The sequence below is a fragment of the Paracoccus pacificus genome, from assembly GCF_042680785.1.
Classification (GTDB): domain Bacteria; phylum Pseudomonadota; class Alphaproteobacteria; order Rhodobacterales; family Rhodobacteraceae; genus Paracoccus; species Paracoccus pacificus.
In genome coordinates this window covers 24,559-41,754 of sequence record NZ_JBHUEN010000053.1, presented here as the reverse complement: position 1 = coordinate 41,754, position 17,196 = coordinate 24,559, and the positions used below count along the sequence as shown (strand labels likewise).

Genomic DNA, 17,196 nt, shown 5'->3' with positions numbered 1-17,196 from the left:
CAGAGACGTGTTACGGGTTTCCCGGATCTTGCGCCCGGTCACCCCGGTTCTTTCAGCCGCTGGCAAGCCAGGCGGCAAAACGCTCGCCCAACTCGGCGTCGTGGTCGGCCCAAAAGCCGACATCGAAGGCAAGCGCGTTGTTCATGTTGACCTCGGCGGTCGGCAAATGCGGCGCCATGGCGTTCTTTCCGTCCTTGTACATGCCGATCAGCGCCGAGGCTGATTTGCGCGTCGGACCATAGCTGATGATCCCCGAAAACCGCGCCTGCGCCGGGGCCGAGGTCGTCCGCACGACATATTCGCGCGCGGCTTCAGGATGGGGCGCGCCCTTGGGGATCACCCAGCCCTCGAACTCATAGATCTGGCCGTCCCAGATGATCGCGAAGGGCAGGCCGTCCTCGATCACGGCGTTGAAGATGCGGCCGTTGTAGGCCTGGGTCAGGCTGACCTCTTTATCGGCCAAAAGCTGGACCGGCTGGGCGCCCGCGTCCCACCAGATGATCTGGTCGCGGATGGTGTCAAGCTTGGCGAAGGCGCGGTCCACGCCTTCGGGCGTGCGCATCAGATCATAGACCTGATCGGCGGGCACCCCGTCGCCCAGCAACGCCAGTTCCAGCGTGAAGCGCGGCTGTTTCAGCATGCCGCGCTTGCCGGGAAATTTCTCGATATCGAAGAAATCCGCGGCCGTCGCGGGCTTGTCGCCGGGGAACCGGCTGCTGTCCATCGCCAGCACCGTCGAATAGACATCGGTCGGCACCATGCAGTCGCTGAGCGTGCCGTCCATGAAATCCTGCGCCGCAGGCGTCCCGTCGGGTGCGGGGGCAAGGGCCAGATCGTCCAGCGGTTCGATCAGCCCTTCGTCACACAGCCGCAGCGCGTCGGAAAGGCCCACGCTGGCCACGTCCATGGTCACGTTCCCGGCCGTCGCCTGCGCCAAGAGCGGAATCGCCGGATCGTCGGCGTCCACCATCTTGACCGCAATGCCGGTTTCACGGGTAAAGGGCTGGTTCAGCGCCTGCACCTGCGCGGCCGAAAACGTGCCGCCCCAGGAATAGACGGTGATCGCCTCGGCCGTCTGCGCCGACGCGCCGGAAAAGCCACCGATTCCGCATGCGATCGCCGCCGCAAGGGCGGTGTGACGTATCGGAGATATCGGCGGGCTAACGATCATTCTGCTTCCGGTTTCGGCCGTCCCGGTGCACGTCGCACGGGTTCGGGCAGGTATCGCGTCAAGGTTCGGGCGTCGCGCGCCTGCCGCGCGGCGCCCGTGTCGTTACCGCAGGCCTATTTGGCCAGCCATGCGTTGAACCGCTCGTTCAGTTCGGCGTCATGGTCGACCCAGAAATCGAGGTTCGAGGCAAGCGCGTTCTTCAGGTTCGCCTCGGACGTCGGCAGGTTCGGGGCCATGTCGACGCTGTCATCGCCCTGAAACTTGCCGACCAGCTTGCCCGAGGATTTGCGCGGCGGACCGTAGCTGATCCACTCCGCAGCCCGGGCCAGCGGTTCGGATCCGGTCGAGAAGGCGACGAATTTCAGCGCGTTATCCAGATGCGGCGCGCCTTTGGGGATCACCCAGCCTTCCATTTCGTAAATCTGTCCGTCCCAGACGATCTTGAACGGCTTCTTCTCGGACGTAGCTGCGTCGAAGATACGACCGTTGAACGCGAAGGCCATGGTGACCTCGCCATCCGCGAGAAGCTGCGGCGGCTGGGCCCCGGCCTCCCACCAGATCACGTCGTTCTTGATCGTGTCCAGCTTGGCGAATGCCTGATCCACACCTTCCGGCGTGCCGAGGGTTTCATAAACCTTGTCGGCGGGCACGCCATCGGCCAGCAGGGCGTATTCAAGATTGAACTTGGCGCCCTTGCGCATCGTCCGCTTGCCGGGAAACTTGGCGGTGTCGAAGAAATCGGCGGGGGTCGAGGGCTTGGCGTCGGGGAATTTGCTGTCGTCATAGGCCATGACCATCGAATAGACATCCGTCGCCACGAAGCAATCGGTCACCGCGCCTTCGATGAAATCCTCGGTCGCGGCGGTACCGTCGGTGCCTGCGGTCAGGATGCCGACGTCGATATTTTCCAGCAGCCCTTCGTCGCACAGCCGCACCGCATCGGCATATTCAACCGACGCCACATCCGTGGTCACGTTTCCCGCCTCGACCTGCGCCTTGAGCGGCGTCGCGGGGTTGTCGGCATCCGACACGTTGACCTTGATCCCGGTCTCGGCCTCGAAGGGCAGCGCATAGGCCTGCACGTGGCTTTTGCCGTACGCCCCACCCCATGACAGCAGGTCGAGGGCCTGATCCTGCGCATAGGCGGCGCCGGCAAAGCCGCAAATCGCGGTCGTCAGTACAAGAAAGCGTCTCATGGTTACTTCTCCTGTTTCAGATCGGATCGAGGGCCCGCGCATCCTGCGGATGCCAGCCGATGCGCACCTTCTGGCCGGGCTCCAGCTGGGTCTGGCCCAGCGCATTGCGGCATTTCATCACAAAATCATCGCTGCCGCCGACACGCAACCGCGTCCGCAGGATATCGCCCATATAGACCCGCTCCAGCACCTCGGCCTCGACCGTATGGGCGCCGGGCGGCATCATCTCGGGCTTGAACTCGACCCGCTCGGGCCGGATCGAGACCAAGGTCTGCTGCCCGACGTCGGTGACGTTCACCGGGGTTGCGTCGATCACATCGCCATTCACCAGCTTGACCAGGGCGCGACCCTCGGACAGTTGCTCAATAGTGCCGGGCAAAGCGTTGTTTTCACCGATAAAACCGGCAACGAAGCTGTTGCCGGGACGCTCGTACAGCTCGGACGGGGTGGCCAGTTGCTGAATGCGGCCGTCGTTGAACACGGCGATCCGGTCCGACATGGTCAGCGCCTCGCCCTGATCATGGGTGACATAAACCACGGTGATGCCAAGATTGTCGTGCAAGCGTTTGATTTCGAACTGCATATGTTCGCGCAACTGTTTGTCCAGCGCGCCAAGCGGCTCGTCCATCAGCACCAGTTGCGGGTCGAAAACCAGAGCCCGGGCCAGTGCGATACGCTGTTGCTGGCCGCCGGAAAGCTGCGCCGGGCGCCGGTTGATGAAAGCCCCCATCTGCACCATGTCCAGCGCCCGCTTTACCCGCGCGGCGCGCTCATCCTTCGACATGCCGCGCACTTCCAGCGGAAACGAGAGATTCTCGCCAACCGTCATATGCGGAAACAGCGCGTAATTCTGAAACACCATGCCGATGCCGCGCTTGTGCGGCGGCACATCGTTGATGTTGCGGCCATCCAGCATGATCTGGCCATGGGTGGCGGTCTCGAATCCCGCCAGCATCATCAGGCAGGTCGTCTTGCCCGATCCGGATGGGCCGAGCATGGTCAGGAACTCTCCCTTACCGATCGAGAGGTTCAGGTCTTTGACGACAAGCGTTTGACCGTCATAGCTTTTCTGTACGTGATCAAAGACGACGAACCCATCGTCGCGGGCGGCGGATGTCAATTGCGCTGGCTCCCTGTAATTTTGATTTTGGTTGTTTGCGCAGGTTCAGACTATGCAAAGCTGATACGCGATTGCAACCGGCAATAGGGTTCGCTTGCGGCGTGTCATGACAGGTTTGCGACATGCCCATGTGGCGCGCGGGGGCTGCCTGCCCGGCGTGCAGGAAACCGCTTCGGCTGTCCGCCTGCTTTCCACTGGATGAAAAATGGTGCGGTCGAGAAGACTCGAACTTCCACTCCGGTTAAGGAACAGCGACCTCAACGCTGCGCGTCTACCAATTCCGCCACGACCGCATCCGGGCAGGACCGCCTGATAGCCGAGGCCGCGCGCCTTGAAAAGGGGTTTTTTCGGTTTGGCGGCAGGCAAGTTCCCGCGCCCGGGCTACTGCGAGTGAATGATGACCAAGCGGCGCAGATTGAGGAAGATCAGCACCATAAGGCTGTGCCCAAGGCGGCTGTGCCGGGCGTCTACACGTTCGGGCTGGCCCGGACCACGCGGCCCCCGCGCATCCCCATTTCCGGTTGTTTACAAGGAAAGGTCTGGTCATGGAAATTTTCAACCTTGCCGTTCTGCTGATGTATCACCCCCAAGGCGACCGCACGAAGATGGCTCCTGATGGCTTGGGAAATGCCGCAGATTATCGCCGGCTTTTCTTTGACCGCAGCGACGGCCTTAGCAACTACTGGTCCTGGCAAAGCGACGGACATCTGCTTGTGACAGGCCAAGTCTACGAGTGGCTGATGTACGATGCCCCCGAACCACCGGCATTTTCTGATGGAGACATGGCGCATCACACGCTCGCGACCTACGCCGTGCGTGACTACCGCCGGCGAGGCCTGTGGTTCGGCCAATATGATGCAGTCATGGTGGTGGTCTCCGGCAATTTCGAGTCCCGGATTCGGGCCGCTGCTTCATATATGATGGTCGATGATCGCAGCCTTAATTACGGAATCGTCTTCGGAGACAGCGCCTGGCAAACGATCGCGCACGAACTTGGACATACGATAGGCTTGGGACATCCCTACGGCCCGACCGGGGAATATGGGCACCCCTTATGTGTGATGGGTTCTCCGGGCGGTTATGGCTACACACCCGCGGAGCTACCCGAAGGTCCCGACGGTCCGAACGTCTCGGATAACGACGACCCCCATCCCAGTCTGACACGGCGTGGGCCCAGCCTGAACGCCGCCTCGGCACTGGATCGCGGATGGATCACGGGCAAGCGAGCCGGCGCAATCAGAGGCAGCCCGGCCACCCGAATTCCGCCGGAAGGCGAGGAGCATAAAATACTAAGCCGAAGCGTCTTCATGAATCGCCGGCCGCCTGTGATACCCAAGGCGCTGATCGTCGAACGTGGCCGCAACCGCTATGTCCTGGAGTATCGCCGCGCCAGATTCTGGGACACGGGTCTGATCCGCCCTCATCTGATTCTGACCAAGCAATTCAGCGCGTCAGAAGGTGATCCACCAACATGGGGCAGGGTCGACTATGTGTCCCATATTGCCTTGCATGCTCTGATGCGGCTGGATGAGCCGATGCGTCTAGGCAATGTGATGGGCGACGAATTAGAGTGTCAGATCACAGCATGGGATCCCGAAGGAGACGATATTACCGTCCGTATCGTCCCGACCGGTGAACGAACCAGCATCACCGTTAGCGATCAGTCCAGTCGTATCCGAAGAATTGGCTTTCAGAACTTCGATGGCCAGCTGTGCCGAAGCGGAACGTGGATGTATAGGGAAACCGAATACGTTCAGGAGGCCCGCATCCGGTATAACGATGCCTCTATTACGCCAATATCTCTGGCAAGCTGTGTCATCAGCGAACGGGGTGGCCCCACCGTTATTCTGAACCCCGGCTCTGGCACGGCGGATATCTGGTTCAACTCAATCGGGTTCCCGCGCCCCGATCTGGGGGTCGACACACGTGACGGCATGGTCAAGGTCGATTACGATCTGATGGCTATGGAGGGCTATGTCGAGCTTCGCGTCAGGAACAGGGCCGGCGCCGGGCGTCTGGATTTCCGGTTTCAACTGCAAATCGAAACATCGGTTGGCCTCGGCATCACGGACGATTCCTTTCGACTGCGCGGGCTGGCCTATGAATATCCCCAGACGTTCCACGATTCTTACCGAAACTGCCTTTCCAGGTTGAAGGCAGAGATCGAGCATGCAGAGATGCCGGCAGTGCGTGTCATCCTGCCACCCGATGTATGGGAACCGATGGACCCGCAGGTCCGCGATTTGGTCGACTCAATGCTCGACAGGCTTGCAATGGCCTATTCCCGTGAAGACAAGGCCCAGATCGGCATGCTCGAGCGTGAACTTGAGGAACGCATGGGAATCGGCAAGGATCAGTTGATGATCGCCAGCAAGCGGGTGGCACCGATCAAGGGCGTCGAATGCTCGCCGCAAGATGCGCGGGCGGTCGCCCCGCCCCGAACCCGCACCACCAAAACCCGCGCCACCAAATTGTCGGAGAAAGAATGACCACGCATCCTGACGACCCGGCCGGCAAACGCGCGCAGTTTCGCAAACTCCACGACCGGATCTTCGTGATGCCGAACGTCTGGGACGCGGGTTCGGCGCGGATTCTGGCGCCGATGGGTTTTTCGGCGCTGGCGACGACCAGCGCCGGCTATGCCTATTCGGCGGGGCTTCAGGATCTGGCCCGTCTGATCACCCGCGAGGCGATCATCGAAAACGCCCGCGCCATCGTCGCCGCGACCGATCTGCCGGTCTCGGCCGATCTGCAGAACGGCTTCGGCCCCGCGCCCGAGGATTGCGCCGAGACGATCCGGCAGGCGATCGCGATCGGACTGGCCGGCGGTTCCATCGAGGATGTGACTGAGGACGCCGCCGCGCCGGTCTTTGAAATCGGGCTGGCGGCCGATCGGGTGCGGGCGGCGGCCGAGGTCGCGAAGGGCGCAGGCTTTGTCCTGACCGCCCGGGCCGATGGTCTGCTGTGGGGCCAGACCGAACTCGCCGACATCATCGCCCGGCTTCAGGCCTATGCCGAGGCGGGTGCCGATGTGCTTTTCGCGCCGGGCCTGACGGACGCGGACGCGATCCGCCGGGTCTGCGCATCGGTGGACAAGCCGGTGAACGTGCTCATGGGCCTGTCCGGGGCGGCGCTGCGCATCGACGAACTGGCCGCGGCCGGGGCGCGGCGGATCAGCACCGGCGGCAGCCTGATGCGCGCCGCGATGGGAGAGTTGCAGCGCGCCGCCGCCGCGATAAGGGGTCAGGGTGATTTTTCCTATGCCGCCCGCGCGATGCCCGGCGCCGCCATCGACGCGCTCATGTCGGATCGCAGGGGGGATTGACCTTGCCGCCGCTGCGGTCACATTGCGCGGCATGGTGGAATGGAAGATCAGCGACGGCCTGACCGGCTATGGCGACGCCGTCGCCTTCATGGAGGCGCGGGTGGCCGCCATTGCCGCCGACGCGGCGCCGGAACTGATCTGGCTGGTCGAACACCCGCCGCTTTACACCGCGGGCACCAGCGCGCGGCCCGAAGATCTGCTTGATGCCCGCTTTCCGGTTCATGCCAGCGGGCGCGGCGGGCAATATACCTATCACGGTCCCGGCCAGCGGGTCGTCTATGTCATGCTGGACCTGAACCGGCGCGGCCGCGACGTGCGGGCCTTCGTCAAGGCGCTGGAGAACTGGGTCATCGCCGCGCTGGCCGAATTCGGGCTGCGCGGTCATATCCGCGACGGCCGCGTCGGCGTCTGGATCGAGCGGCCCGACAAGACCCCCCTGCCCGACGGGACCATGCGCGAGGACAAGATCGCCGCGATCGGCGTCAAGCTGCGCCGCTGGATCAGCTTTCACGGCATTTCGATCAACGTCGAGCCCGACCTGAGCCATTATGCGGGCATCGTGCCCTGCGGCATATCTGACCACGGCGTCACCAGCCTTGTCGATCTGGGTTTGCCGGTCGGGTTACACGATCTTGATGCGGCCTTGCGCCACAGCTTTGAAACAATCTTTCCATGATATGCGTTAGGGGTTGTTTTCTGAGTCAAGCGGTTCAGTGATAGGTACAGCCGCAGGACCATGCCGGTCCGGCACAAAGACCACGAAGCAAGTTCAAAAGAGGACATCGCCATGAAGACCCTATTCACCGCATCGGCCGCATTTATGATCCTGGCCGGTTCCGCGTGGGCCCAAGGTGACGCCACCAATGGTGAAAAAGAATTCCGCAAATGCAAGGCATGCCACTCGATCACCGGTGCCGACGGCACAGTCGTGGTCAAGGGCGGCAAGACCGGCCCCGATCTGGGCGGCGTCGTCGGCCGCAAGGCGGGCAGCGTCGAAAGCTTCAAATACTCGGATGCCCTGGTGAAGCTTGGCGAGGCGGGCGAGGTCTGGAATCAGGAAGACCTGATGGCCTATATGACCGACCCCAACAAATACACCGAGGAAAAGCTGGGCGACCCCAAGCTGAAGACCAAGATGACCTTCAAGCTGAACAAGAATCAGGCCGATGTGGCGGCATTCCTGGCCCAGAACTCGCCGGCGGCAGGTGCAGGGGCCGCGCCGGCTGCTGCTCCCGCGGCCCCTGCTGCCTCTGCTCCTGCGGCCCCCGCCCCTGCTCCTGCGGCCCCCGCGAACTGATCGGGCAGCCCGAAAAGCGCCGCCCCGCCGATTTCATCGACCGGGGCGGTTCAGGCGTGGCCGGCTCGACGCGCGTCGCGCGCAGACCGACGGCTTGGCGATTCATGATCCCTGCGGCGCAAGGCGGCGCCCGCCCGACTCAAGGGGGTGCGACAATCCGCCACAGGGGCGTCACGGGATCGCGATTAACCGGTTAACATCGCCCCCCTAAACAGCGCCAAGTGTTGCAGATTCGGCCCACAACGCGGGTACCGGCGGATTGCCGATCGCGGAATTGTGGCGTAAAACATGAACCGAGTCAGCCGGTCGCCAGCCGGCCAGCCGAACGTCAAGGAGATCGAGCATATGGCAGACGCAGCCGTTCATGGGCAGGGCGACCACCATGACAAGCGCGGGTTCTTCACCCGCTGGTTCATGTCAACGAACCACAAGGACATCGGGATCCTTTACCTGTTTACGGCCGGTCTCGTCGGTCTGATCTCGGTCAGTTTCACCGTTTTCATGCGGATGGAACTGCAATATCCGGGCGTCCAGTACATGTGCATGGAAGGCACCCGCTTCATCGCGGATCCAAGCTCGGTCTGTACGCCGAACGGCCATCTTTGGAACGTGGTGGTCACCTATCACGGCGTCCTGATGATGTTCTTCGTCGTCATCCCCGCGCTGTTCGGTGGTTTCGGCAACTATTTCATGCCGTTGCAGATCGGCGCGCCGGACATGGCCTTCCCGCGCCTGAACAACCTGTCCTACTGGCTGTATGTGACCGGTGTCTGCCTTGCTCTCGCCTCGCTTTTTGCGCCGGGCGGAGGGGGTGAGCGCGGCTCGGGCGTGGGCTGGGTGCTATATCCGCCGCTGTCGACGGTCGAGGATGGCTATTCGATGGATCTGGCGATCTTCGCGATCCACGTCTCTGGCGCCTCGTCGATCCTTGGCGCGATCAACGTCATCACCACATTCCTGAACATGCGCGCCCCCGGCATGACGCTGTTCAAGGTGCCGCTGTTCGCATGGTCGGTGTTCGTGACCGCGTGGCTGATCCTGCTGGCTCTGCCGGTTCTGGCGGGCGCCATCACCATGCTGCTGATGGACCGCAACTTCGGCACCGCCTTCTTTGACCCGGCCGGTGGCGGTGACCCGATCCTTTACCAGCACATCCTTTGGTTCTTCGGCCACCCCGAGGTCTATATCATCATCGTTCCGGGCTTCGGCATCATCTCGGCCGTGATCGCCACCTTCGCCAAAAAGCCGATCTTCGGCTATCTGCCGATGGTTCTGGCGATGATCGCGATCGGGGTTCTGGGCTTCGTCGTCTGGGCGCACCACATGTACACCGTGGGCCTGTCGCTGACCCAGCAAAGCTACTTCATGCTGGCGACCATGACCATCGCGGTGCCCACCGGCATCAAGGTGTTCAGTTGGATCGCGACGATGTGGGGCGGCTCGATCGAGTTCAAGACGCCGATGCTTTGGGCCTTCGGCTTCCTGTTCCTGTTCACCGTTGGCGGCGTGACCGGCGTGGTGCTGTCGCAGGCGCCGCTGGACCGGGTCTATCATGACACCTATTACGTGGTGGCGCACTTCCACTATGTGATGTCGCTGGGCGCGGTCTTTGCCATCTTCGCCGGGATCTATTTCTGGATCGGCAAGATGTCGGGCCGCCAGTACCCGGAATGGGCCGGCAAGCTGCATTTCTGGATGATGTTCATCGGGTCGAACCTGATCTTCTTCCCGCAGCACTTCCTTGGCCGTCAGGGCATGCCGCGCCGCTATATCGACTATCCGGTGGAATTCGCCTACTGGAACTGGTTCTCGTCGGTTGGCGCCTATATCGCCTTCGCCTCGTTCCTGTTCTTCATCGGCATCGTTTTCTACACGATCTTCTTCGGCAAGCGCGTGACCGAGAACAACTATTGGAACGAATACGCCGACACGCTGGAATGGACGCTTCCCTCGCCGCCGCCCGAACATACGTTCGAGCAACTGCCCAAGCGCGAGGATTGGGACCGCAGCCACGCACATTAAGTTCCGAAAAACCGCATTCGGCCCCGGATCACTCCGGGGCCGTTTTCGTTAAAGGCCCCTCATGCCTGTCACAATGATCCCCGAACTGAACGTCACCGATTTTGCCGCCTCAAAGCGGTTCTATTGCGATCTGCTGGGCTGGCAGGTGGTCTATGACCGCCCCGAGGAGGATTTCGCCATGCTGTCCCTGGGCGATATCCGGCTGATGATCGACGGGCTGCGGGTCGGCCGGAACTTTGACAAGACCCTGACGCCGACGGACCGTCCCTTCGGGCGCGGCATGAACCTTGAGATCGAGGTTCCCGCGCTCGCGCCCCTGCTGAAGGCGCTGCACGCCGCCGGCTATCCGCTGTATCTTCCGGTCGAGGAAAAATGGTATCGGGCCGGGGATGATGAAGTCGGCCAGCGGCAGTTCATCGTCGCCGATCCCGATGGTTATCTGCTGCGTTTCGCCGAAACTCTGGGGCGGCGTCCGGCCGTGCGCGCCCGTGCCCTATAGCTGGCAGGACAGCGGGACGGGGCCAGCCGTCACCCGCCTGAACCTGTGGCCGCACAGGTCCCTGCCCGTCACCGGATTTGTCTGGGTGATCGGGATCACCGCCGTCATGCTGGCAATCCCGATGCTGGCGCTGGTCGGGACGCCGGCGCTGTGGGGATTGCTGCCGTTCGCGGCGATCGCGGTCGCGGCGCTTTGGTGGGCGATCCGCTACAGTTACCGTGGCGGCCAAACGCAGGAGCTTCTGGTGATCCGCGAAGATGCGCTGAGCCTGACCCGCAAAGATCCCGGCCGCCCCGATCGGCATTGGCAGGCCAATCCGCATTGGGTCCGGGTCAATCTGCGCGACGGCCCGGTCGAGGATTACCTGACCCTGACCGACGGCCAGCGCGCGGTGGAACTCGGCGCCTTCCTCTCGCCCGAGGAACGGCGCCAGCTTGCGGCGGAACTACGACAGCAACTGACACGGCGGCGCCACGGCTAGCGCGGCGGCGCTTTCGCCGCATTCAGACCGCTGGGGCCTTAACCGCGTCCCTTCTTGGGCGGATCGTCCTCGACATGCTCGGGCAATCCGTCCAGATCGGTCGAGGCGAGTTCTTCCAGCTCGGCCTCGGTCATGCTGTCATACATCTCGCGAGAGGCGCCAATCAGGTCGCTGACTTTGGTTTCTCCGCGCTTGGCGGAAAGCGCCGCCCCTGCCGCCCGCTGCTGGGCTTTGGATCGTGCCGGCATCGGCTTCCTCCTTTGTCCGGCCGCCCGTAAGCGGCCATCCGTGCGGTTACATCAGGCGCGCGCGGACCAGCGGCCCGACGGCGCCGAAATCCATCTGTCCCAGATGGCGCGATTTCAGCTCGGCCATGACGCGGCCCATGTCGCGCACATTATCGGCGCCAAGATCGGCGATCACCGCGGACACTGCGGCCTCGACCTCGGCGCTGTCCATCTGCCGGGGCAGATATTCCTGAATGATACGGATTTCCTCCAGCTCTTTCTCGGCCAGTTCCAGCCGGCCGCCTTCCTCATAGGCGCGGGCGGATTCCTGACGCTGTTTGACCATCTTGCCCAGAATATCCAGCAGATCCGAGGATGACAGCTCATCCCCGCCGCCATCGCCGCGACCGGCGATCTCGCGGTCCTTGAAGGCGGCCGTGATCAGTCGCAGCGTCGACAGCCGGGCGGAATCCTTGGATTTCATCGCCTCTTTGGTGTCTGCAAGGATACGTTGGCGCAGTTCCATCATGCTTCCTATCAATTGACCGCCACGGCGATGGCCGATTCCGCGCTTGGGGTCAACCAGCGCCGTGGGGTCCGGGTTCCATTTCTGCCGCCCGAGCCGCCTTTGCACGGGCCGGGCACCTTGACCCTGCCGGGGCCGGGGACTAGTGTCCCGCCGATCTTCGCCACCTTGGGGTAACGCCATGCCGATGTCGTCCGCGCCGACGCCAAAGCCAACCGCCTGTCTCGCGCTTGCCGACGGCACGGTTTTCTATGGCAAGGGTTTCGGCGCCACCGGGGAATGCGTCGCCGAACTGGTCTTCAACACCGCGATGACCGGCTATCAGGAAATCATGACCGACCCCAGCTATGCGGCGCAGGTCGTGACCTTTACTTTCCCCCATATCGGCAACACCGGCATCACCGCGCAGGACGACGAGGCCGCCGATCCGGTGGCCAGCGGTATCGTGGTCAAATGGGATCCGACCGACCCGTCGAACTGGCGGGCGACCGGGGATCTTCAGGACTGGATGGCGCGTCGCGGCCGGATCGGCATCGGCGGCATCGACACGCGCCGCCTGACCCGCGCCATCCGGCAGCAAGGCGCGCCGCATGTGGTGCTGGCCCACGATCCCGCGGGGAATTTCGACATCGAGGCGATGATCGCGCGCGCCCGTGGCTGGAAAGGTCTTGTGGGGCTGGATCTGGCCCGCGACGTCAGTTGCACTCAATCCTATCGCTGGGACGAAGGGCTGTGGGCGTGGCCCGGACAGTTCGGCACGAACCCCGAGCCCAGACCGTTCAAGGTCGTGGCGCTGGATTACGGCGCCAAGCGCAACATCCTGCGCTCGCTGGCGTCGTCGGGGGCCGAAGTGACGGTGCTGCCCGCAACCGCCACCGCCGAAGAGGTTCTGGCGCACGCGCCCGAGGGCGTGTTCCTGTCGAACGGCCCCGGCGATCCGGCCGCAACCGGCGCCTATGCCGTGCCGATGATCAAGGCGCTGCTGGAGCGCGACATGCCGATTTTCGGCATCTGCCTTGGCCATCAGATGCTGGCGCTGGCGCTGGGGGCCAAGACCGTGAAAATGGGCCACGGCCACCACGGCGCCAACCATCCGGTCCGCGACATGGAGACCGGAAAGGTCGAGATCACCTCGATGAACCACGGGTTCGCCGTCGATAGCCAGACCCTGCCCGAAGGCGTGATCGAGACCCATATCAGCCTGTTCGACGGCTCGAACTGCGGGTTGCGGGTGGCCGACCGGCCGGTGTTCTCGGTCCAGTATCACCCCGAGGCCAGCCCCGGCCCGCAGGACAGCGGCTATCTGTTCACCCGCTTCGCCGATGCGATGCGGGCGCGTCGGGGGGGCATGTCGGGCGGCAATCGTCCGACCGCGTGACGACGGGTCGTTAACCTCGATTTAACGAATCAGATGTCAGGATCGGCGGGCAACCTTTTGGATTTTGCCCATGTCCGGACCTGCCGAATCGAATCGCAAGGCTGACATTCAACCGCAGATGCCGGTGGTGCCGGTCGCCGTCGCGCCGATGCGGCCGCGGCTGGCGCGGCCGACCGATCGCCCCGTCGCCGCGACTTTCGGCCCGCGCGATCAGCGCCCCTTGGGTGAAATCCTGCTTGAGGACGGGGCGGTCGATCCCGGCAATCTGCTGCGCGCCGTGATGATGCGCCAGCGGCAGAACGTCCGTCTGGGTGAGATTTTGCTGGCCCAGGGCTGGGTTACCGAGCATGCGCTGGCCCACGCCCTGTCGCGACAGTGGCGCACCTCGACGGTCGATCTGCAGGCGACGCCCCCGGATACGCGGCTTGTCGATCAGGTCGGGGCCGATGTCTGCCTGTCCGGCGGCTTCGTCCCGTGGCGGCGGGTCGGCGGTGTGACCTTTATCGCCACCGCCCGCCCCGATGAGTTCGCCCAGATCCGCGCCCGGCTGCCGTCCGGGTTCAGCCGGCTGCGCATGGTCCTTGCGTCCGAGCGGCAGATACACGAATCGCTTCTGCGCCAGCGCCAGACCGCACTGATCCGTCAGGCCGAAACCCGCGTGCCCGCCCGTGAAAGCTGCCGCACGCGGGATGAGCGGCTGACCGGCGGCATCGCGGTGACGATGATGGCGCTGGCGGCGGCGGGGCTGCTGATCTCGCCGGTCGGGGTATTCGCGGTGCTGACCGCGATCGCGACCCTGTCCCTGATCCTTTGCATGGCGCTGAAGCTCATGTCCTTCAGCGCGGCACTGTCGGATCGGCGGGAACGCGACCGCCGCGCCGCCGGCGATGCGGATGCGGATGCGCCGGGAACCAAAGCGCGGCCCCCACAGCTTCCGGTGATCTCGGTGATGGTGCCGATGTTCAACGAAAGCGACGTGCTGGAAAAACTGGTCACACGGCTGTCGCGGCTGACCTATCCCCGGGAACTGACCGACGTGCTGATCGTGATCGAGGAAACCGACCTAGTCACGCGCGCGGCTTTGAACGGGGCCCGGTTGCCGCATTGGATCCGAACCATCACCGTGCCCGATGGGCCCGTGCGCACCAAGCCCCGGGCGCTGAACTATGCGCTGAATTTCTGCCGCGGCACGATCATCGGGGTCTGGGACGCCGAGGACCGGCCCGAGCCCGAGCAATTGCAAAAGGTCGCCGCCGGTTTTGCCGGGGCCGCGCCCGATGTGGCCTGCCTTCAGGGCATTCTGGACTACTATAATCCGCGCACAAACTGGCTGGCGCGCTGCTTCACCATGGAATACGCGGCGTGGTTCCGGTCTTATCTGCCGGGACTGGCGCGGATGGGGCTGGTGGTGCCTTTGGGGGGCACGACCCTGTTCTTTCGCCGTGACGCGCTTGAAAAGGTCGGCGCCTGGGACGCCTGGAACGTGACCGAGGATGCCGATCTGGGCGTTCGTCTGGTCCGGCGCGGCTGGCGGACCGAGATCATCGACACCGTCACCCTGGAAGAGGCCAACTGCCGGACGCTGCCGTGGATCAAGCAGCGTTCTCGCTGGCTGAAGGGGTTTGTGATGACCTGGGGGGTGCATATGCGCGACCCGGTCGGCCTGTGGCGCGATCTGGGTTGGCGGCGCTTTCTGGGGCTTCAGGTCCAGCTTTTCGCCTCGGTCACCCAATATCTGCTGACGCCGGTGCTGTGGAGCTTCTGGGTGCTGTCGCTTGGCCTGCCCCACCCGATGCAGGCGCCTTTGGCGGGATTGCTGGGCGGATATGCGGTGGCGCTCATGTTTACGCTGTTCGTCGCCTCGGAGCTTTTGAACATGGTGGTGGCGGCATGGGCGACCCGCGGGCGCGCGCACCGCCATCTGCTGCCTTGGGTGCCGACGATGCATCTTTATTTTCCGCTGGGCTGTCTCGCCGGCTGGAAGGCGATCTATGAGGTCGTGGCGAAGCCCTTCTATTGGGACAAGACCGAACACGGCGTCTATGACGAGGCCGAGAGCACCGAACCGACCGCGCCGGCGCCGGTGATGGAGGCGCTGATCCCGCTTCGCGTGCCGCAGGGTGCAATGACAGGCGCGGTCCCCGATCCCGCCTTGATCGCCGTGCCGTCCGGCGCCGGTGATGAGGCCGCCGCGGTCCTGCCGGTGGCCGCCATGGTCCCCGCCCCGACGCTGGAGCTTCGCGGCAGCATCAATACGCGCCGCTGAACGGAGGGCTTTGTCGCTAAGCCGGTCGCGCCCGGCGTCACGCCCCAACCCGCAGCTTGCGACAGGACCCGCCCCACAGCGCCGCGGACCCGTGACGCATGGCCCCCAGACGCGCCCCCATGACTCATGCCTCATGGAGCGATGAGCCATGAGCCGCGAGCTATGAGCTATGAGCTATGAGCTATGAGCTATGAGCATGATCCACAAGCCGAATCCAGAATCCGGCGAAAACGCAATCATCGCCGGAGCATCCTTTCCGCGCCCCAAACGGGGAACCGGCCAATCATTGACCGGCCAGTGGTATTGATCACCCGCGCAGACTCAGGCGCGGATCCGCGCGACGCATCGGGATAATTCTGCCCGCCCCCGTGTCACCCCTTGCTTAGCCGGACGATGGTCGATCCGCCGGAGCCGCGGGCCTCGGTCACCGCATAGACCGCGCCGTCCGGTCCGACCTTGACGTCGCGCACGCGGGCCTCGACCGGGATCCGCTCTTCCCAATCCACCTTGTCGTCGGCCAGATGCACCACGACGACGCCCTGACTGACCAGCCCGCCGATCAGGAAGCTGCCTTTCCATTCCGGAATCGCGTCGGCGTCGTACCAGGCCATCCCCGAGGGCGCGATCACCGGGTCCCAGTAATAGACCGGTTGTTCGGTTCCCGACATCGCCGTCTGGCCGTCGCCGATTTTCGCGCCGCTGTATTCCAGCCCATAGGTCACCTCGGGCCAGCCATAGTTCTTGCCGGCCTCGGGGCGGTTCAGTTCGTCCCCACCCATCGGTCCATGCTCGACCACCCACAGCCTGCCCTGCCCGTCCAGCGCGGCCGACTGGGTGTTGCGGTGACCCAGCGACCAGATTTCGGGGAGCTGGTCGGCATTTCCGACAAAGGGATTATCGGGCACCGGTTTGCCATCCGGCTGCAATCTGAACACCTTGCCGAACCCGCTTGCCAGATCCTGGGCGTGAACGCGCGTCTGTTGGTCCGACCTTTCCCCGACCGTCACGAACAGATTGCCATCCGGCGCGAACACCAGCCGCGACCCGAAATGCTTGTCGCCGTCATAGGTCGGCATCTGGCGGAAGATCACCGCCACATCCTCCAGCTTACCCCCGCCGGCATCGTCCTGCACCAGCCTGCCCCGCGCGACCGAGGTGCCGTTGCCGCCGTCGCGCGGCTCGGCGAAGCTGAAGTAGATCTGCCCGGACTGTTCAAAATCCGGCGCCAGCGCCACGTCGAGCAACCCGCCCTGCCCCGCTTGCGAAACCTTCGGCACACCGGCGATTTCGGGGCCGATCTGCCCGTCGGGCGTGATGATATGCATCGCGCCGGCCTTGGCGGTGACCAGCATCCGGCCATCGGGCAGAAACTCCATCGCCCAAAGCTGCGGCAGGTCCTTGGCGATGACCTCTTGCCTGATCTCGGTGGGACGGGCGGGCAGCGGCGCGCGGGTCTGCCCCGGGAAGGCGGGCTTATATTCCGCGTTCGGCGCCTGGGTTTCGGCCGAGGGACGCGCGGTCTCTTGGGCGGCGGCGGGAAGGGCGAAAATGGCAACCGGCACGGCGGTGGCCATCAGCGCAATCGGCAGGGCGCGGAACAGGAACATCGGGAAAATCCTTTGGGTTTGGGTTGTCGGGATGTCACCAAACCCAACCCGTCGGGGCGCGGTTCGGGTCCGGCCTGCTCG

15 protein-coding genes and 1 tRNA gene are annotated in these 17,196 nt (G+C 64.0%); 9 read left to right on the top strand and 7 right to left on the bottom strand.

The window, feature by feature from the left end:
- Positions 1 to 52: 52 nt before the first annotated feature.
- The 4 genes from ACFSCT_RS18370 to ACFSCT_RS18355 form a co-directional block, all read right to left on the bottom strand.
- A complete protein-coding gene (locus ACFSCT_RS18370) occupies positions 53 to 1,171 on the bottom strand; it encodes an ABC transporter substrate-binding protein (protein ID WP_379145203.1) in 1,119 nt (372 codons plus the stop codon).
- 113 nt (positions 1,172 to 1,284) lie between these two features.
- A complete protein-coding gene (locus ACFSCT_RS18365) occupies positions 1,285 to 2,367 on the bottom strand; it encodes an ABC transporter substrate-binding protein (protein ID WP_379145202.1) in 1,083 nt (360 codons plus the stop codon).
- A 16-nt stretch (positions 2,368 to 2,383) separates the two neighbouring features.
- Positions 2,384 to 3,487 carry an ABC transporter ATP-binding protein gene (locus ACFSCT_RS18360; RefSeq protein ID WP_379145201.1) on the bottom strand — a complete coding sequence of 368 codons (1,104 nt, stop codon included), beginning with the start codon at positions 3,485 to 3,487 and terminating at the stop codon, positions 2,384 to 2,386.
- Positions 3,488 to 3,693: 206 nt separating this feature from the next.
- Positions 3,694 to 3,780: transfer RNA gene (locus ACFSCT_RS18355), tRNA-Leu, on the bottom strand.
- Between the two features lie 252 nt (positions 3,781 to 4,032).
- Here ACFSCT_RS18355 and ACFSCT_RS18350 point away from each other — a divergent pair.
- The 7 genes from ACFSCT_RS18350 (at position 4,033) to ACFSCT_RS18320 (ending at position 11,111) form a co-directional block, all read left to right on the top strand.
- On the top strand, positions 4,033 to 5,976 hold the full coding sequence (locus ACFSCT_RS18350) for a metallopeptidase domain-containing protein (protein ID WP_379145198.1): 1,944 nt from the start codon (positions 4,033 to 4,035) through the stop codon (positions 5,974 to 5,976).
- Positions 5,973 to 6,812, top strand: a complete 840-nt coding sequence (locus ACFSCT_RS18345) for an isocitrate lyase/PEP mutase family protein (protein ID WP_379145196.1) — start codon at positions 5,973 to 5,975, stop codon at positions 6,810 to 6,812. Before ACFSCT_RS18350 ends, ACFSCT_RS18345 begins: the two co-directional genes overlap by 4 nt.
- Before the next feature lie 31 nt (positions 6,813 to 6,843).
- Positions 6,844 to 7,488, top strand: a complete 645-nt coding sequence (gene lipB, locus ACFSCT_RS18340; RefSeq protein ID WP_379145585.1) for a lipoyl(octanoyl) transferase LipB — start codon at positions 6,844 to 6,846, stop codon at positions 7,486 to 7,488.
- Positions 7,489 to 7,548: 60 nt separating this feature from the next.
- Positions 7,549 to 8,109, top strand: a complete 561-nt coding sequence (locus tag ACFSCT_RS18335) for a c-type cytochrome (protein WP_379145194.1) — start codon at positions 7,549 to 7,551, stop codon at positions 8,107 to 8,109.
- Positions 8,110 to 8,454: 345 nt separating this feature from the next.
- Positions 8,455 to 10,131, top strand: a complete 1,677-nt coding sequence (locus tag ACFSCT_RS18330; protein WP_379145192.1) for a cytochrome c oxidase subunit I — start codon at positions 8,455 to 8,457, stop codon at positions 10,129 to 10,131.
- Between the two features lie 61 nt (positions 10,132 to 10,192).
- Positions 10,193 to 10,630, top strand: a complete 438-nt coding sequence (locus tag ACFSCT_RS18325) for a bleomycin resistance protein (RefSeq protein ID WP_379145190.1) — start codon at positions 10,193 to 10,195, stop codon at positions 10,628 to 10,630.
- On the top strand, positions 10,620 to 11,111 hold the full coding sequence (locus ACFSCT_RS18320; RefSeq protein WP_379145188.1) for a DUF2244 domain-containing protein: 492 nt from the start codon (positions 10,620 to 10,622) through the stop codon (positions 11,109 to 11,111). The genes ACFSCT_RS18325 and ACFSCT_RS18320 overlap by 11 nt, the downstream gene beginning before the upstream one ends.
- A gap of 38 nt (positions 11,112 to 11,149) precedes the next feature.
- Here ACFSCT_RS18320 and ACFSCT_RS18315 read toward each other — a convergent pair whose 3' ends face one another.
- Positions 11,150 to 11,359 (bottom strand): DUF3008 family protein, encoded by a 210-nt coding sequence (locus ACFSCT_RS18315; protein ID WP_379145187.1) that lies wholly within the window; start codon positions 11,357 to 11,359, stop codon positions 11,150 to 11,152.
- A 46-nt stretch (positions 11,360 to 11,405) separates the two neighbouring features.
- Positions 11,406 to 11,864 (bottom strand): GatB/YqeY domain-containing protein, encoded by a 459-nt coding sequence (locus ACFSCT_RS18310; RefSeq protein WP_379145185.1) that lies wholly within the window; start codon positions 11,862 to 11,864, stop codon positions 11,406 to 11,408.
- Positions 11,865 to 12,051: 187 nt separating this feature from the next.
- On the opposite strand from ACFSCT_RS18310, the gene carA reads away from it, so the two are divergent.
- Entirely contained in the window at positions 12,052 to 13,242 is a 1,191-nt protein-coding gene (carA, locus tag ACFSCT_RS18305; RefSeq protein WP_379145583.1) for a glutamine-hydrolyzing carbamoyl-phosphate synthase small subunit, read from the top strand.
- A gap of 70 nt (positions 13,243 to 13,312) precedes the next feature.
- Positions 13,313 to 15,508: a glycosyltransferase gene (locus ACFSCT_RS18300; RefSeq protein WP_379145183.1), complete on the top strand. Its 2,196-nt coding sequence runs from the start codon at positions 13,313 to 13,315 to the stop codon at positions 15,506 to 15,508.
- A gap of 371 nt (positions 15,509 to 15,879) precedes the next feature.
- Here ACFSCT_RS18300 and ACFSCT_RS18295 read toward each other — a convergent pair whose 3' ends face one another.
- Positions 15,880 to 17,115 (bottom strand): PQQ-dependent sugar dehydrogenase, encoded by a 1,236-nt coding sequence (locus ACFSCT_RS18295; protein WP_379145181.1) that lies wholly within the window; start codon positions 17,113 to 17,115, stop codon positions 15,880 to 15,882.
- Positions 17,116 to 17,196: the final 81 nt, after the last annotated feature.

Bases quoted from the DNA above. Each gene is read 5' to 3' on its own strand.
- ACFSCT_RS18370 (WP_379145203.1), bottom strand. From the start codon at position 1,171: ATGATCGTTAGCCCGCCGATATCTCCGATACGTCACACCGCCCTTGCG.
- ACFSCT_RS18365 (WP_379145202.1), bottom strand. From the start codon at position 2,367: ATGAGACGCTTTCTTGTACTGACGACCGCGATTTGCGGCTTTGCCGGC.
- ACFSCT_RS18350 (WP_379145198.1), top strand. From the start codon at position 4,033: ATGGAAATTTTCAACCTTGCCGTTCTGCTGATGTATCACCCCCAAGGC.
- ACFSCT_RS18345 (WP_379145196.1), top strand. From the start codon at position 5,973: ATGACCACGCATCCTGACGACCCGGCCGGCAAACGCGCGCAGTTTCGC.
- lipB (WP_379145585.1), top strand. From the start codon at position 6,844: ATGGTGGAATGGAAGATCAGCGACGGCCTGACCGGCTATGGCGACGCC.
- ACFSCT_RS18335 (WP_379145194.1), top strand. From the start codon at position 7,549: ATGCCGGTCCGGCACAAAGACCACGAAGCAAGTTCAAAAGAGGACATC.
- ACFSCT_RS18330 (WP_379145192.1), top strand. From the start codon at position 8,455: ATGGCAGACGCAGCCGTTCATGGGCAGGGCGACCACCATGACAAGCGC.
- ACFSCT_RS18325 (WP_379145190.1), top strand. From the start codon at position 10,193: ATGCCTGTCACAATGATCCCCGAACTGAACGTCACCGATTTTGCCGCC.
- ACFSCT_RS18315 (WP_379145187.1), bottom strand. From the start codon at position 11,359: ATGCCGGCACGATCCAAAGCCCAGCAGCGGGCGGCAGGGGCGGCGCTT.
- ACFSCT_RS18310 (WP_379145185.1), bottom strand. From the start codon at position 11,864: ATGGAACTGCGCCAACGTATCCTTGCAGACACCAAAGAGGCGATGAAA.
- carA (WP_379145583.1), top strand. From the start codon at position 12,052: ATGTCGTCCGCGCCGACGCCAAAGCCAACCGCCTGTCTCGCGCTTGCC.
- ACFSCT_RS18300 (WP_379145183.1), top strand. From the start codon at position 13,313: ATGTCCGGACCTGCCGAATCGAATCGCAAGGCTGACATTCAACCGCAG.
- ACFSCT_RS18295 (WP_379145181.1), bottom strand. From the start codon at position 17,115: ATGTTCCTGTTCCGCGCCCTGCCGATTGCGCTGATGGCCACCGCCGTG.